This window comes from Anianabacter salinae, from assembly GCF_019061145.1.
Taxonomy (GTDB): domain Bacteria; phylum Pseudomonadota; class Alphaproteobacteria; order Rhodobacterales; family Rhodobacteraceae; genus Anianibacter; species Anianibacter salinarum.
The window spans coordinates 366,634-381,829 of sequence record NZ_JAHQZS010000004.1; the positions used below are offsets into that span (position 1 = coordinate 366,634).

15 protein-coding genes are annotated in these 15,196 nt (G+C 66.7%); 6 read left to right on the forward strand and 9 right to left on the reverse strand.

Going from position 1 to position 15,196, the window contains the following annotated elements:
- Nucleotides 1-29: 29 nt before the first annotated feature.
- The 3 genes from KTJ87_RS13400 to dapE form a co-directional block, all read right to left on the reverse strand.
- Nucleotides 30-1,310, reverse strand: a complete 1,281-nt coding sequence (locus KTJ87_RS13400) for a lytic murein transglycosylase (RefSeq protein ID WP_267139628.1) — start codon at nt 1,308-1,310, stop codon at nt 30-32.
- Nucleotides 1,311-1,398: 88 nt separating this feature from the next.
- Nucleotides 1,399-3,654: a ribonuclease R gene (gene rnr / locus KTJ87_RS13405; protein WP_267139629.1), complete on the reverse strand. Its 2,256-nt coding sequence runs from the start codon at nt 3,652-3,654 to the stop codon at nt 1,399-1,401.
- A 63-nt stretch (nt 3,655-3,717) separates the two neighbouring features.
- Complete coding sequence (gene dapE / locus KTJ87_RS13410; protein WP_267139630.1) at nt 3,718-4,857, reverse strand: succinyl-diaminopimelate desuccinylase; 1,140 nt, start codon at nt 4,855-4,857, stop codon at nt 3,718-3,720.
- Nucleotides 4,858-5,227: 370 nt separating this feature from the next.
- Between dapE and KTJ87_RS13415 the strand changes: the two genes are divergently transcribed.
- Complete coding sequence (locus KTJ87_RS13415) at nt 5,228-6,295, forward strand: Hint domain-containing protein (protein ID WP_267139631.1); 1,068 nt, start codon at nt 5,228-5,230, stop codon at nt 6,293-6,295.
- Nucleotides 6,296-6,298: 3 nt separating this feature from the next.
- Here the strand turns inward: KTJ87_RS13415 and KTJ87_RS13420 are convergent, their stop codons facing one another.
- On the reverse strand, nt 6,299-6,625 hold the full coding sequence (locus tag KTJ87_RS13420) for a hypothetical protein (protein WP_267139632.1): 327 nt from the start codon (nt 6,623-6,625) through the stop codon (nt 6,299-6,301).
- 112 nt (nt 6,626-6,737) lie between these two features.
- On the opposite strand from KTJ87_RS13420, the gene KTJ87_RS13425 reads away from it, so the two are divergent.
- Nucleotides 6,738-7,280, forward strand: coding sequence for a Hint domain-containing protein (locus KTJ87_RS13425; RefSeq protein ID WP_267139633.1), 543 nt, complete (start codon nt 6,738-6,740; stop codon nt 7,278-7,280).
- A 4-nt stretch (nt 7,281-7,284) separates the two neighbouring features.
- Here KTJ87_RS13425 and dapD read toward each other — a convergent pair whose 3' ends face one another.
- Nucleotides 7,285-8,112: a 2,3,4,5-tetrahydropyridine-2,6-dicarboxylate N-succinyltransferase gene (gene dapD, locus KTJ87_RS13430; protein ID WP_267139634.1), complete on the reverse strand. Its 828-nt coding sequence runs from the start codon at nt 8,110-8,112 to the stop codon at nt 7,285-7,287.
- Nucleotides 8,113-8,193: 81 nt separating this feature from the next.
- Here dapD and KTJ87_RS13435 point away from each other — a divergent pair, with 81 nt between their 5' ends.
- Complete coding sequence (locus KTJ87_RS13435) at nt 8,194-9,042, forward strand: LOG family protein (RefSeq protein ID WP_267139635.1); 849 nt, start codon at nt 8,194-8,196, stop codon at nt 9,040-9,042.
- Nucleotides 9,043-9,051: 9 nt separating this feature from the next.
- On the opposite strand, the gene KTJ87_RS13440 is transcribed toward KTJ87_RS13435, so the two are convergent.
- Nucleotides 9,052-9,252 carry a hypothetical protein gene (locus KTJ87_RS13440; RefSeq protein ID WP_267139636.1) on the reverse strand — a complete coding sequence of 67 codons (201 nt, stop codon included), beginning with the start codon at nt 9,250-9,252 and terminating at the stop codon, nt 9,052-9,054.
- A 204-nt stretch (nt 9,253-9,456) separates the two neighbouring features.
- On the opposite strand from KTJ87_RS13440, the gene KTJ87_RS13445 reads away from it, so the two are divergent.
- Complete coding sequence (locus KTJ87_RS13445) at nt 9,457-9,708, forward strand: GlsB/YeaQ/YmgE family stress response membrane protein (protein ID WP_267139637.1); 252 nt, start codon at nt 9,457-9,459, stop codon at nt 9,706-9,708.
- Nucleotides 9,709-9,751: 43 nt separating this feature from the next.
- On the opposite strand, the gene rlmN is transcribed toward KTJ87_RS13445, so the two are convergent.
- Together rlmN and KTJ87_RS13455 are read right to left on the reverse strand one after the other, a co-directional pair.
- Nucleotides 9,752-10,948: a 23S rRNA (adenine(2503)-C(2))-methyltransferase RlmN gene (gene rlmN, locus KTJ87_RS13450; RefSeq protein ID WP_267139638.1), complete on the reverse strand. Its 1,197-nt coding sequence runs from the start codon at nt 10,946-10,948 to the stop codon at nt 9,752-9,754.
- A 98-nt stretch (nt 10,949-11,046) separates the two neighbouring features.
- Nucleotides 11,047-11,589 carry an invasion associated locus B family protein gene (locus KTJ87_RS13455; protein ID WP_267139639.1) on the reverse strand — a complete coding sequence of 181 codons (543 nt, stop codon included), beginning with the start codon at nt 11,587-11,589 and terminating at the stop codon, nt 11,047-11,049.
- A gap of 172 nt (nt 11,590-11,761) precedes the next feature.
- On the opposite strand from KTJ87_RS13455, the gene KTJ87_RS13460 reads away from it, so the two are divergent.
- On the forward strand, nt 11,762-12,760 hold the full coding sequence (locus KTJ87_RS13460; protein WP_267139640.1) for an asparaginase: 999 nt from the start codon (nt 11,762-11,764) through the stop codon (nt 12,758-12,760).
- Nucleotides 12,761-12,863: 103 nt separating this feature from the next.
- On the opposite strand, the gene serB is transcribed toward KTJ87_RS13460, so the two are convergent.
- Nucleotides 12,864-13,736 carry a phosphoserine phosphatase SerB gene (serB, locus tag KTJ87_RS13465; RefSeq protein ID WP_267139641.1) on the reverse strand — a complete coding sequence of 291 codons (873 nt, stop codon included), beginning with the start codon at nt 13,734-13,736 and terminating at the stop codon, nt 12,864-12,866.
- 167 nt (nt 13,737-13,903) lie between these two features.
- Between serB and KTJ87_RS13470 the strand changes: the two genes are divergently transcribed.
- On the forward strand, nt 13,904-15,061 hold the full coding sequence (locus KTJ87_RS13470) for a phosphoserine transaminase (protein WP_267139642.1): 1,158 nt from the start codon (nt 13,904-13,906) through the stop codon (nt 15,059-15,061).
- Nucleotides 15,062-15,196 lie beyond the last annotated feature (135 nt).

Genomic DNA, 15,196 nt, shown 5'->3' on the forward strand with positions numbered 1-15,196 from the left:
CAGCGCGCGCGCCAGCGCGCCCCGCTCTACTAACGCAGCCGCCGCAGCGTGTCGGCCGAGGCATAACCATCGGGCACCAGCCCGATACTGCCCTGCCACGCCTTTACCGCCGCGATCGTGTTCGGGCCGATGATCCCGTCGGTTCCGTCGGTGTCAAAGCCAAGCGCGGTCAGCAGGCGCTGCATCTCGATCTTCTGGTCGAAGGACAGCGGCTTGTCATCGCGTGGCCAGCCGTGACGGATCGGATCGCCTCCGACCAGCCGGTCGGACAGATGCCCCACACCGATCACGTAGGCGTCGGCGGTGTTGTAGGTTTCCAGGACGTGGAAATTGTCGAAGATCATGAAGGCGGCGCCGCGATGGCCGGCGGGCAGCAGAATCGACGCGCGCCCGTGGTCGGGAACGGGTTTACCGCGCGTGTCGGTGATGCCAAGGCCGGTCCAGAAGCCTACGGGTTTCTTCACCCGCTCGCTGGTCAGGTCATAGTCGAACCCTTCGGGCAGCGTCACCTCGACGCCCCAGGGCTGTCCCTTGGTCCAGCCGTTGCGCGACAGGTAGGCCGCCGTCAGCGCCAGCGCGTCGGCGGGATCGTCGCCCCAGATGTTGCAGCGCCCATCACCGTCGAAATCATGCGCAAAGGCCAGATAGCTGGACGGCATGAACTGGGTGTGGCCCATCGCGCCCGCCCAGCTTCCGCGCATGTCGGCGGTTTGGACTTGCCCGTCCTGAAGGATGCGCAGGGCGTTCAGAAGCTCGGCCTCGAAAAAGGCCGAACGGCGGCTGTCGCTGGCCAATGTTGCCAAAGCGGAAACAATAGGAACCGAGCCACGGAAGGTGCCATAAGCGCTTTCCAGCCCCCAAACGGCTGCGACAACCTCTTTCTCGACGCCGTAGCGCGCCTCGATCCGGGTCAGCAGGGCGTCCCGCTTTTTCAGCGCGGCGCGCCCGTTCGTCACCCTCTCGCGCGAGACGGCGGAGTCGAGATAGTCCCAGATCGGCTTGGTGAATTCGGACTGGTTGCGATCCTTCTTGATGACATCCGGCAGGAACGTGGCATCCGACAAAGCGCCGTCGAAGACATCGGCGCGGATGCCCTGGGCAAGCGCGCGGCCCCGGAACTGGGCGATCCAGTCGGTGAAGGGAGACACTTCATTGACGGGGCGCGGGATCGGGCGGGGCGGCGTAGCAGACGTGGACATGGCGACAGGCTCCGGCCGCGGGATCGGGAACAGCGACCGTTCCACGGCCGACTGGGCCATCGCGGCCCCTGCGACGGTGCCGAGCACAAGGGTCAGGATCAACCGATTCATCGCCACACCTTCTTCGCGTCCCTGTGGATAGACTACAGCGATTGTTTCCCAACAAAAAGGAAACGGATGTGTGATCGGCGGTCGATTGCTAGCGCCGGGTGCGTTTGACCTTGCGTTTCACCTTGTCGCCCTTGCGCTTGGCCAGTGCGGGCTTGCGCGCGCCGGGCTTGCCTCGCGCGCGCGACGGACCGCGCGCGACGGGATCACCCTCGACCTCCAGCAGGTCCAGCATCAGCCCGCCGGTCACGGGCACCGCCTCGGCCAGCCGCACCGTGACGCGCTGGCCAACGCCCAGCGTCATGCCGGTGTCGGACCCCATCAGCGTCTGCGCATCGGGGTCGAAATGGAAGTATTCGCGCCCGATGGACCGGATCGGGATCAGGCCATCGGCGCCGGTTTCTGTCAGCTTGACGAAGGCGCCGAAGCGCTGGATGCCGCTGATCCGGCCCGTCATCTCGGTCCCGACCCGTTCCGACAGGAACGACGCGAGGTAGCGGTCGGTGGTGTCGCGCTCGGCAGTCATCGAGCGGCGTTCGGTTTCCGAGATGTGACGCGCGGTTTCCTCAAGCGTTTCGATCTCGGACTCGGACAGACCGTCCTTGCCCCAGCCATGCCCCGAGATCAGCGCGCGGTGGACGACCAGATCGGCATAGCGCCGGATCGGCGAGGTGAAATGCGCGTAGGATTGCAGGGCGAGGCCGAAGTGCCCGAAATTCTGCGGGAAATAATACGCCTGCGTCATCGACCGCAGCGTCGAGATGTTGATGAGTTCGTCGAAATCGGTGCCCTCGGCCTGGCTCAGCAGGCGGTTGAGGTGGCTGGTCTGCAGCACCTGCCCCTTGGCCAACGTAAAGCCCGACGCCTCGGCCACCTCGCGCAGCGCATCCATCTTGTCGGCGGCAGGTTCCTCATGAACGCGGAACAGCAGCGGGCGCTTGCGCTTGAACAGTTCCTCGGCGGCGGCGACGTTGGCGAGGATCATGAATTCCTCGATCAGCTTGTGCGCATCCAGCCGGTCCTTGAAGTTCACCGATTTCACGCGGCCATCCTCGGCCAGTTCGATCCTCCGCTCGGGAAGGTCGAGATCCAGCGGCTGACGGCGTTCGCGCGCGGCCTTGGCGGCCTCGTAGGCGGAATAAAGCGGCGCGATCACATCGGCCATCAGCGGGCCGGTGCGCTCGTTGGGGTCGCCGTCCTGTGCCGACTGCACTTCCTCGTAGTGCAGCGAGGCGGCGGATTGCATCAGCCCGCGCACAAACCGGTGGTCGATCTTGTTGCCTTCGGCATCCAGCCGCATCCGCACCGCAAGGCAGGCGCGCGGCACACCTTCGTGCAGCGAACACAGATCGCCCGACAACCGGTCGGGCAGCATCGGCACAACGCGGTCCGGGAAATAGGTGGAATTGCCCCGGTGCCGCGCCTCGCGGTCCAGCGCAGAGCCGGGCGTGACGTAATGGGCGACATCGGCGATGGCGACCCAGACGACATGGCCGCCGGGGTTCTTCGGGTCATTGTCCGGCATCGCCAGCACCGCGTCGTCGTGGTCGCGGGCATCGGACGGGTCGATCGTGACCAGCGGCAGGTCGCGCAGGTCTTCGCGGCCCTTGAGACCGGCGGGCTTCATCGCGTCGGCCTCGGCGATCACGTCGTCGGGGAAGGCGTCGGGGATGCCGTGCTGGTGGATCGCGATCAGCGACACCGCCTTGGGCGCGGACGGATCACCCAGCCGGGTAATGATGCGCGCAGGCGGCAGCCCCATGCGGCCCCGTGGTCCGGCGATCTCCGCCTCGACCAGCTCGCCGTCCTTGGCCCCGTGGGTGTCGCCGGGGCGCACGCGCCATTCCTTGTCGGCACCCTTGTCAATGGGCACGATGCGCCCGCCTTCGGCCCCGGTGCGGTAGACGCCCAGCAAGCGCTTGGGGTTCATGCCGATCTTGCGGATCAGCCGCGCCTCGTAGGCGTGATCGTCCGCCTTCACCTCGGTCAGGCGCGCAAGGATGCGGTCGCCGCCGCTCATCGCCGGGTCACTGTCGCGCGGGATCAGCAGGATCGCAGGCTCCGGCCCGTCGCCGTGCCATTCCAGCGGCTTGGCGAACAGATCGCCGTCGCGGTTCGGCTCCAGCACTTGCAGCACCGACACCGGGGGCAGCTTTTCGGGGTCGCGGTAGGTCTTGTGCCGCTTTTCCAGGTGCCCGCCTTCCTCAAGCTCCTTCAGGATACGCTTGAGGTCGATCCGCGCCGCGCCCTTGATGCCGAAGGCCTTGGCGATGTCGCGTTTCGCGGTGAGTGTGGGGTTGTCCGAAATCCACTGGAGGATCTCGTCCTTGGTCGGGATGCTGCTCATGTGTGCTGCCTATCATGGGGCCCAAGGCCCGTCATTCCGATTCCAGATCGGGGCGCGGGGCGATCAGGCGAAGTAGTCGCGCAGGATACGGCCATAGACACGCTTCAACGTCTCGATCTGCGCAACCTCTACCCGTTCGTCGACCTGGTGCATCGTCTGGCCGACCAGCCCGAATTCGACCACGGGACAGTGATCCTTGACGAAGCGCGCGTCGGACGTGCCGCCCGTGGTGGACAGCACCGGGGTCTCGCCGGTTTCCGCCTGAACGGCCTGCGCGACAAGATCGGACAGCGGGCCGGGCGGTGTGAGGAACGCCTCGCCCGAGACCTTCACCGTCATGTCGATGGCGATGCCGGTCTCGGACGCCACACGATCCGCCTCAGCGCGCAGCCAATCCGTCAGCGACGCGCCGGAATGGGTGTCGTTGAAGCGGATGTTCACCGTCGCGCGGGCCATCGCGGGGATCACGTTGGTTGCCGGGTTGCCCACGTCGATCGTGGTCGCGGCCAGCGTCGAGGCATCGAAATGCTCGGTGCCTTCGTCCAGCACATGCGACGACAACCGGTCGATCAGCCGCGCGATGGCGGGCACGGGGTTCTTCGCGCGGTGCGGATAGGCGGAATGGCCCTGCACACCTTGCGCCGTAAACCACGCGGTCATCGACCCGCGCCGCCCGATCTTCATCATCTCGCCCATCACGTTCGGGCAGGTCGGTTCGCCCACAAGGCAGACCGACATCGCCTCGCCTTCCCGTGCCATCCAGTCGAGCAGTGCGACGGTGCCGTCCACCGCGTCGCCCTCTTCATCGCCGGTGATCGCAAGGATCACGGCGCCGCCCGGGGGTGTCTGCGTCACGAAGTCGATGGCGGCCGAGGCGAAGGCGGCGACGCCGGATTTCATGTCGGTCGCGCCGCGCCCGTACATCCAGCCGTCGCGGATCTCGGCCCCAAAGGGATCGGCGGTCCAGGCCGACAGATCGCCCACCGGCACCACGTCGGTATGCCCGTTGAACCCAAAGCTGCGCGCCGCGCCCTTCGCCCCCCAGCGGGCATAGAGATTGGCGACCCCGCTCCGGTCGACGCGGGTGCAGTCGAACCCCGCAGCCGACAGGTCCCCGGCAAGAACGTCCAGCGCACCGCCATCTTCGGGCGTGACAGAGCGGCAGCGTATCAACCGTGAGGTGAGTTCAACCGGATCAGACATGGCGATGTCCTCTTGAGCAACCTGTATCAAAGGTAAATCTGTTGCAAACCCGGAACACAAGGCGGCTCACCAGCGCCTTCCCCGGCGGAAAGTTATCCACACGCCGCCTGCGATACGGCATTCTTGCAGCAACAAGAAGAACTGAGGCAGACACCGGCCCGCACCAGAGGCCGGACAGGCAGACGATGCTCCTGCGGGACCGATGGGGCGGCTTTCCGACGCTTGAACGATGTCTGCCCGAATGGGGCAAGGCGTGTATGTGTGCAAAGGTCGATCCGGCCTGTAAGACGAGTGTGGCGGTGCTGTTGCCGGGTCGCGCGGTGCGTGCCGCCGGGCGGCGCGTTCCTGGCAAAGAACTCGGTGCGGCGCGATGAACTGGATCGGGCTGCGCTTTGACGAACAGATCATGCGTCTGCCGCAGGCGGTGGATGCCTTCGGGCAGATCCGCCTCGCCACCGGCAGCATCGTTCTGGAACTCGACACGGCTGAACTGGACGCGCCCTTCGTTGACCTGCTGGATTATCGCGACCCTGTGGACTGGGCGCATTCGATCCGCGTCCGGCTTGCCACGTCCGGGCATCTGAGCGTCGAATTCCAGGACGGCCCCCACAGCTTTGGCGCCGAGTTGTCGTTTTCGCCACTGGATGAGCCCACCACGGTGCGCGTCACCCTGGCCTGGGACTGCCAGCATGCGCGCGGATACATCGGTCTGTGCCTGCCTGCGCTTGGCCGCTGGCATGACACCGAGATGACGCCGACCTTTGCCCCAGCCTATGCCGACCTTGCGGCGATGCTCGATTCCAACGTCCACTGGGGCATTCATCCCGCCGTGCAGCTTGTCGGCCTGTCCAGGGCGATGGAACCGATCGGCGTGCTTCCAGGGATCTGCGCGGGCACACCCGTCGCCACGGCGCGCGGCCCGGTGCCTATCGAGGACATCGTGCGGGGCGATCTGGTGATGACCGCCGAACATGGGCTTCAGCCGGTGCGCTGCGCTGTCGCGCGCGTGCTGCCGACCTTTGGCTGGTGCGCCCCGGTGCTGGTGCCCGCCCCGAACTTCGGCCTGACACGGAACATGCTGGTGATGCCCGAGCACAGGTTCCTGATCGATTCGGCCGAGTCCGAGTACCTGTTCGGCATCGCCCGCGTTCTTGTCCGTGCGGACATGCTGCGTGGCATATCGCTTGGGCGGCCGCCCGTCGCGGCGCGGACGGCCAGCTATCACCAACTGGTCTTCGACCGTCACGAGTTGATCGGCACCGCCGGATGCTGGACCGAAAGCCTGTTCACCGGTGAGCTTGGTGGAACCGAGCAAAGACTTCGCAATACCGTCCTGGACCCTGCCCGCGTCGGGCCGGTGCCGATTCACAAGGAAATGGCCAGCCCGTGTCTCAAGGATTTCGAGGCTTCGGTGCTGGTGGCCGAGATGTGCGCCTGAAGGCTATTCGTCGTAGAACGGCGTGACCTGCGCGACGATCACCGCGTTCTCGGACAGCGCCTGATCCATCAGAGCAAGTTCTTCCTCGGACAGGTCATGCCCTTCGGCAAGGCGTTCCTCGCGGGTGCCGTAGCCAGACACGTCGAGCGGGTTCATCTCGGCCTGTTTCAGGATCGCCACCGTCTCGCGCACCGCTTCGGCCTCGTCGATGCCGCTGGCATAGCACATCAGCGCCGCGCCGGTCGCGCCCTTGGGCAGCCCGTCGCCGTCCATCCGGCCAACCTCGACCAGCAGGGTATAGACCTGCTGCGGTTTCTTCACCTTGTCCATCCGGGCACCTCCTGCGCGCTACATGGGCGAGGCGGCGGCGTTCGTCCAGCACCCATCAACGGTTTCTAAACGCGGCTGCCCGATGCTGCGCAAGGCTGGCAGGAGGCGCGGGATGCCGCAGGACTGGACAATCGGGGCAGGCGGATTGGCGGCGGGCACGATGATCGGCACGCCGCAAGGTGCGCGTCCGGTCGAGGATCTGGCGCCGGGCGATGCGGTGAAGGTGGACGGCCTGCGCGCCTACCCTGTCCTGTGGTGCGGCTGCCTGCCGGGCGTCCCCGTCTTTCGGTTGGTGCAGGCTGGGCGCACGCCGCTGTGGCTGGCCGCGTCTCACCACATCGTGCTTGAGGATGCGGTCGTGCAGCTGCAGTTCGGCATGGACGCGGTGCTGGCCGAGGCGGGGCTTGTCGGTGGCACCCCCGCACCCGCCCGCGCCGTCCATGTCCTGTGCCTTGAGCGTCACGCCACCGTCGAGGCGAACGGCTGGCCGGTCGAAACCCTGTTCCTGACGGCAGAGATCGCCGAACGCATCACGCACGCAGGCGGCCCGAGGATCGAACCGCACCGGCAAGCGTGCCTGCCGACGCTCTACCCGGATGAAATCGCGCTGTGGCGGCAGGTTTCTGGTCCGGTCCAGCGCCCGAAAGCCGCCTGAGGCGTCAGTCGCGCAAAAGCTCGTTGATCCCGGTCTTGGACCGCGTCCGCGCGTCCACACGCTTGACGATCACGGCGCAATAGAGGTTCAGGTTGTTCCGCGTCGGCATCGATCCCGACACGACCACCGAATAGGGCGGCACTTCGCCGATGAAGACCTCGCCCGTCTCGCGGTCGACGATCTTGGTGGACTGGCCGATGTAGACACCCATGCCCAGCACCGATCCCTCGCGGACGATCACGCCCTCGACGACCTCGGACCGCGCGCCGATGAAACAGTTGTCCTCGATGATCGTCGGCCCCGCCTGCATCGGTTCCAGCACGCCGCCGATGCCGACGCCGCCCGACAGGTGCACGCCCTTGCCGATCTGCGCGCAGCTGCCCACCGTCGCCCAGGTGTCGACCATCGTGCCCTCGTCCACATAGGCGCCAAGGTTCACGAAGGACGGCATCAGCACGACGCCCTTGGCGATATACGCCGACTTGCGCACCACGCAGCTCGGCACCGCGCGAAAGCCTGCCGTGCGCCAGTCGTCCTCGGCCCAGCCCTTGAACTTGCTGTCCACCTTGTCCCACCAGCCGCCGCCCTGCGGCCCGCCGGTCTGGATTTCCATGTCCTTGATGCGAAAGCCCAGCAGCACCGCCTTCTTGGCCCACTGGTTGACGTGCCAGGTGCCGTCATCGCCGCGTTCCGCCACCCGCAGCTTGCCCGAATCGAGTGCCTCCAGCGTCGCCTCGATAGCGTCGCGCGTCTCGCCGGTGGTGGCGGGCGTGATCGTGTCGCGCGCATCCCATGCGGCTTCGATGGCGGTCTCAAGCTGGGCGTTGGACATTGGGCGGCTCCGAATGGCTGGTTTCGTGTTGCGCAAGGCTATAGTCGGGGGGGACGCCCCGCGCAATCAGCCGAGACCGACATGACCGATCACCCCCGCCGCCGCACGTTCCCCGATGCGCATTCCGACATCGAGACCGCGCGCGGCACTCCCGACACGCCGCAGACGCGCAGCCCGGCGTATCGGCTGGCCTTCAACGATCCCGATTTCCTGTGCCGCGACGAATTGCGCCCGGTGCGGCTTCAGCTTGAATTGCTGAAGCCCGAGATGCTGATGACCGAATACGGCATCAATTCCACCATCGTGCTGTTCGGAGGCGCGCGTATTCCCGATCCGGTGAACCGGGACACCGCGCGCACGAAGACGCTGGCGGAGTTGACGGAATACTATGACGAGGCGCGCACCTTCGCCCGCAAGATGACCGAGCGAAGCCTTGGCTCAGGCGGGCACGACGACATCATCGTCACCGGCGGCGGGCCGGGCGTGATGGAGGCAGGCAATCGCGGCGCGCACGAGGCGGGCGGCATTTCCATCGGTCTCAACATCGTTCTGCCGCACGAACAGTCGCCGAATGAATACGTCACGCCGGACCTGTGCTTCAACTTCCACTACTTCGGCATCCGCAAGATGCACTTCCTGATGCGCGCGCGGGCCGTCGCCACGTTCCCGGGCGGTTTCGGCACGCTGGACGAGCTGTTCGAGACGCTGACGCTGATCCAGACGGGGCGGATGAACCGCGTGCCCGTCCTGCTGTTCGGCGAAGCGTTCTGGCGCAGCATCATCAACTGGGACGCGCTGGCCGAAGCCGGCACCATCGCCGAGGCGGACCTGGAGCTGTTCCGTTTCGTCGAGACCGCCGATCAGGCGATCGAGGCCATCGACACCTGGCACGGCGCAGGCACCAAGCGCAGCGACATTCCCGGCCGCTGAGCCGTCAGATCACTCGCAAAGCTCGGCCGGCAGGGTGCAGATCGGCTTGCCGTGGTAGAGCGCCGTGATGTTCTGCCCGTCGATGCCAAGGCCAAGGCCCCGCAGCCGGAACTGCCATTCCCGCTTTGACAGCGAGCGCGCGCGCTCGGCGGCGACCATCATGCGGATTTCGTCGAAATGCGACGGATCGTTCATCTTCAGTCGGGTCATGTCCAAATCTCCCCAAATCAAAGTTTTGTTGACACTCAGGAAACTGCACGGCGTTTGAGGCGCGATTTCTGCGGTTCCGGGGCGATTTGACGAAGGGGAAGGCGCAAATGTGTCGGGTCGGCGGCGCATTTGTCCATTCCCGGTGGAACAACATGGGCGCGACTCCCGTTGCGTCAGCGAAGCTCACGCCAAAGGAGATTTGAGATGCTTGGACTTGGATTGATCGGCTTTCTGATCATCGGCCTGCTTGCCGGCTGGATCGCCGAAAAGATCATGAACCGCAACCACGGGCTCTTGATGAACCTCGTGGTCGGCGTGGTCGGCGCCTACATCGGCGGCTGGCTGTTCGCGCTGGTCGGCCTGAACACCATGGGGGTCATCGGCTCGCTGATCGCCGCCGTGGTCGGCGCGGTCGTTCTGTTGTGGATCGTCGGCAAGGTCCGCAAGACCGCCTGAGCGGGACGCGCAGCAAAGGGGCGGCCTTCGGGGCCGCCCTTTTTCACACCGGGCCTTGCGCGCCCGTCCCGGTTTCCGCCGCGATTTCCTTGCGCGACTTGCGCGCCCGCTCGGTCGCGGATTTCAGCTGCCCGCAGGCTGCCATGATATCCTCACCCCGCGGCGTACGGATCGGCGAGGCATAGCCCGCCTTGTAAACGATGTCGGCAAAGCTCTCGATCCGGTCCCAGTCCGACCGCTCATAGGGGGCACCGGGCCATTCGTTGAACGGGATCAGGTTGATCTTGGCCGGAATGCCCCGGATCAGCTGCACCAGCCGCCGCGCGTCGGCGTCGCTGTCGTTCACACCCTTCAGCATGACATACTCGAAGGTGATCCGCTCGGAATTCGACAGCTTGGGGTAATCGCGCAGCGCGCCCAGCAGCGTCTCGATGTTCCACTTCTTGTTGATCGGCACCAGCCCGTCGCGCACCTCGTCGGTGGTGGCATGGAACGACACCGCCAGCAGACAGCCGATTTCCTCGGCGGTCCTGGCAATTTCGGGCACCACGCCGCTGGTCGACAGGGTGATCCGCCGCCGCGACAGGGCGATGCCCTCACCGTCCATGGTGATCTTCATCGCGTCGCGGACGTTGTCGAAATTGTAAAGCGGCTCGCCCATGCCCATCAGCACGACGTTGGACAGAAGGCGCGGACGCTCGCCCATCGCCTCTCCCGGCTTGACCCATTCGCCAAGATCGTCCCGCGCCACCATGATCTGACCGACGATTTCTCCGGCGGTCAGGTTGCGCACAAGGCGCTGCGTGCCGGTGTGGCAGAACGAACAGGTCAGCGTGCAGCCGACCTGGGACGAGATGCACAGGGTGCCGCGATCGGTCTCGGGGATATAGACGGTTTCCACCTCGTGCCCGCCTGCGATCCGCATCAGGTACTTGCGCGTGCCGTCGGCGGACACCTGCTTTGACACCACTTCCGGCAACGCGATCACGAAGCGTTCGGCCAGAAGCGCGCGGTAATCCTTGGACAGGTTGGTCATCTGCGCGAAATCACGCACGCCCCGGTGATAGATCCATTGCCAGATCTGCCCGCAGCGCATCTTGGCCTGCCGCTCGGGCGTGCCCGCGTCGACCAGCGCCGCCTGCATGGCCGTGCGGGTAAGGCCCACAAGGTTCAACGGCCCCTCCGGCAATTTCCGGGGGATCGTCACAAGGTCCTGCGTGATCGGGGCGCTGGTGGTCATGTCTCAATAGGTCCGGTCTGTCGGGAAGCCCCCGACATAAGCGAATGACGCGCCGAATCCTAGCCCCGGCGCGTCGCTGCCTGTGCGGCCAGCCGCGATCACTCGGTGCAGCGCTGCGCCGCTTCCTCGACCGCCGCCGTGAACCCGTAGAGCGAGAAGGTGTCCTTGGTCTGCGTGCCGCGCGACGACTCTGCCGTCAGTACGGCGTCCGCGCCGCGCTTCATCGCCGCGACGATCTCGACATCGTCCTCGGGCGAGGCGGACCACGCCATCTCGCCGTCCGTGAACAGATCGAAGGTCGATCCGCCGACTTCCAGCGACACGGTCGATCCGTCCCGGAACGGGTAGCCGCCGGTGAACGACACCTGGCCCGCAACCTCTTCGCCCGGAATGTAGGAGACGAACAGAAGGATATCACCGCGCCGGACAGCGACGACGCGCCCGTCGCGGGTGTTCACGGTCTCCTCGGGGCTGGACACGCTCCAGCATTGCTTGGGGTCGGTTTCCTCGAACACCGACCAAGCGGTGAACGCCTCGACCCGGTTGGTCGACTGTTCGGGGGCCTGGTCCTGCGCCTGGGCTGTCCCCGCCAGAACCAGAAGGGCGACGGCGGCTGCCCCGCGCCGAAGATAAGAAGTCATCTGTGCAGCCTCCAGCTGTCTCTGCCTCGTCCGCGTCTTCCCCGACGTTGGGGCGGACCTTACCGGCCCGTCGACGCTTTTCAATCCGCGCCCGCTAGATTAGCGGAAGGGAAGGCGATTAAGGAAGCCCCCCGGGCGGAAAATCGCGCAAGCGTTATGGAAGGCGAGCAGCATGAGTGCAGTCGAACTGGTCGAAGTCTGGCGCGGCGACATGATCGAATCCCGCCACAGGGGCCACGCCGTGATCTGCGGCCCCACCGGAGAGATCGAAGAAGCCTGGGGCGACCCCGACGCCATCATCTACCCGCGATCGTCCTGCAAGATGCTGCAGGCGCTGCCGCTCATCGAATCGGGCGCCGCCGATGCCCACGGCCTGACCACGAAACAGCTCGCGCTCGCTTGCGCCTCGCACCAGGGCGCCGCGATCCATTCAGAGCATGTGACGCGCTGGCTGTCGGACCTCGGCCTGTCGGACGACGACCTGCGCTGCGGCCCCGAAGACCCCCGCGACCGGTCCGCCCGCGACGCGCTGATCCGGGACGGCGGCACTCCGTGCCAATATCACAACAACTGTTCAGGCAAGCATTGCGGCTTCCTGACCCTCACACGCCACCTCGGCGCCGGACCAGAGTATGTCGCGCTGGATCACCCGGTCCAGCAGGCCGCCAGGGACGCCTTCGAGGCGATGACGGGCATGGACAGCCCCGGCCACGGCATCGACGGCTGCTCGGCACCGAACTTCGCCACGTCCTTGCACGGGCTGGCGCGCGCGATGGCCCGCTTTGCCGCCGCGACCGAGGATGGCACGTCGGCGCGCAACCGCGCCGCCGCGCGCCTGACCACCGCGATGGCCATGCACCCCGAGCTTGTCGCTGGCGAGGGGCGCGCCTGCACCAGCCTGATGCGCGCGATGGGCGGGCGCGCCGCTGTCAAGACCGGGGCCGAGGCTTTCTTTATCGCCATCCTGCCCGACCTCAAGAAGGGCATCGCAGTGAAGATCGAGGATGGCGCCACCCGCGCCTCCGAAGCGGTGATCGCCGCCCTGCTTGCCCGCGTCGGCGCCATCGAGGCCGATCACCCCGCGATACAGGCGCTCACCGACGCCCCCCTCGTCAACCGCCGAGGCGTTACCGCCGGGCATGTGCGCGCCGCACAGACCCTGAGGGCCTGACGCTTCCATCTTTGGTCCGGCAATACTCCGGAGAGTGTGAGAGGCAGCGCCTCTCACAGGCCGCTCTTGGGGGCTCGATGCCCCCAAAGCGGCCTCCCCCCGCTCAGGTCACGAATTCGGCGCGGGTGTAGCCTTGCAGAAACAGCAGCGCCGTCAGGTCGCCGTGGTTGATGCGGATCTCCGCCTGCGCCTGCACCGACGGCTTGGCGTGCAGCGCGACGCCTGCACCTGCGATCTCCAGCATGCCCAGATCGTTCGCGCCGTCGCCGACCGCGATCACCTCTTGCGGCACGGTGCCCAGCCGCACGGTGATCTCGTGCAGCGCGGCGACCTTGGCCTCCCGCCCCAGAATCGGCTCGGCCACGGCCCCGGTCAGGACCTCGTTCTCGATCATCAGCGTGTTGGCCCGGTGCTCGTCAAAGCCCAGCCGCTCGGCGATCACCTCGGTGAAGGCGGTGAAGCCGCCCGACACCAGCGCGGTGTGGCTGCCGTGTGCGCGCATCGTCGCCACCAGTTCCCGCCCGCCGGGGGCAAGCGTGATGCGCGACGCCAGCACCTGCGCTATCACGCCCGCATTCAGCCCGGCCAGAAGCCCGACCCGTTCGCGCAGCGCGCCCTCGAAATCCAGCTCGCCGTTCATCGCCCGGGCGGTGATCTCCGCCACGCGCGGCCCGACCCCCGCTTCCGCAGCCAGCTCGTCGATGCATTCCTGCTCGATCATCGTGGAATCCATGTCGGCCAGCAGCATCCGGCGCGGGCCGCCGTTGCGCTGCATCGCAAGGTCTATTCCCATCTCCTGCAGGTCTTCCCAGACAGTCCAGAAGTTCCCCGGCGCCTCGGCCACCGGGAACTCCGCCGCCTCGTCCGGCGACAGCCAGTCGGCAGCCCCGCCGCCCCAGGCATTGCGAATCGAGTCGACCAGCGCAGGGTCGAGATTGCGGCGGGCGGGCGAGGCGATCAGCGAGACCATGGGCATGGGGGCGGTTCCGGGGCAGGTTTCCGATAGTGGACGGGCCGCGTCGCAAATGGCCCTTCAAGCGGCGCTATAGCCCCGTTTTGTGACTTGTGGAACCCGTTCGCCGCCGTTACGTCCGACAGTGGGACACCCCTCCCCAACGAGGGGCTTTTGCCTGGAAGGGTACCATGACCGATTTCACGACCCCGGCCGCGCGGCCGGTCAATCCGCGCTTTTCCTCCGGCCCCTGCGCCAAACCCCCTGCATTTTCGCTCGACGCGCTCAAGGGCGCTCCGCTTGGCCGGTCGCACCGCGCCGCCGTCGGCAAGTCCAAACTGCTGGACGCGATCGAGATCACGCGCGAGATCCTCGGCGTGCCCGCCGACTACAAGATCGGCATCGTTCCCGCCTCGGACACCGGCGCCTACGAGATGGCGATGTGGACCATGCTGGGCCAGCGCCCGGTCGAGATGGTCGCCTGGGAATCCTTCGGCGCGGGCTGGGTCACTGACGCGGTCAAGCAGCTGAAACTCGACGCCCGCATTCACGAAGCGCCCTATGGCGAGATCGTCGACATGGCCGCGCTCGATTACGACCGCGACGTCTGCTGCACCTGGAACGGCACCACTTCTGGCGTGCGGATGCCGAACGGCGATGCGATCCCGGCGGACCGCGGCGGCCTGACGCTCTGCGATGCCACCTCGGCGGCCTTCGCGATGGACCTGCCCTGGGACAAGCTCGATGTGACCACCTTCTCCTGGCAGAAGGTGCTGGGCGGCGAAGCGGCGCATGGCATGCTGATCCTCAGCCCCCGCGCCGTCGAGCGGCTGGAAAGCTACACCCCCACCTGGCCGCTGCCCAAGATCTTCCGCCTGACCAAGGGCGGCAAGCTGAACGAGGGTATCTTCAAGGGCGAGACGATCAACACGCCGTCGATGCTGTGCGTCGAGGATTACCTTCTTGCGCTGGACTGGGCCAAGTCGGCCGGCGGGCTGAAGGGACTGATCGACCGGACGAACGCCAACTTCTCCGCCGTCGAGGCGTTCGTGGATGCGAACGACTGGATCGCCTTCCTCGCGGAAGACCCAGCGATTCGGTCGACCACCAGCGTGTGCCTCAAGTTCACCGATGACCGGATCGCGGACGGCGCGGCGTTTGCCAAGGCCGTCGCCAAACGGCTCGAGAGCGAGGGCATCGCCTATGACATCGGCGCCTACCGCGACGCGCCCGCCGGGCTTCGCATCTGGTGCGGCGCCACAGTCGAGGCTTCGGACATCGCGCTGATGCTGCCCTGGTTGAACTGGGCGTTCCACGCGGAACTCGACGCGCAGGCGAAAGCGGCCTGAACGGCGGGCGGGGCCCGGCCCCCCCCCCCCCCCCCCCCCCGGGGGGGGGGGGGTCCCCCCCCCCCCCCCCCCCACACCCCCCCCGCCGTCCCCCCCCAACGCCAAACCGGCCCCGCCCCCCCCCCCCCCAAAGAG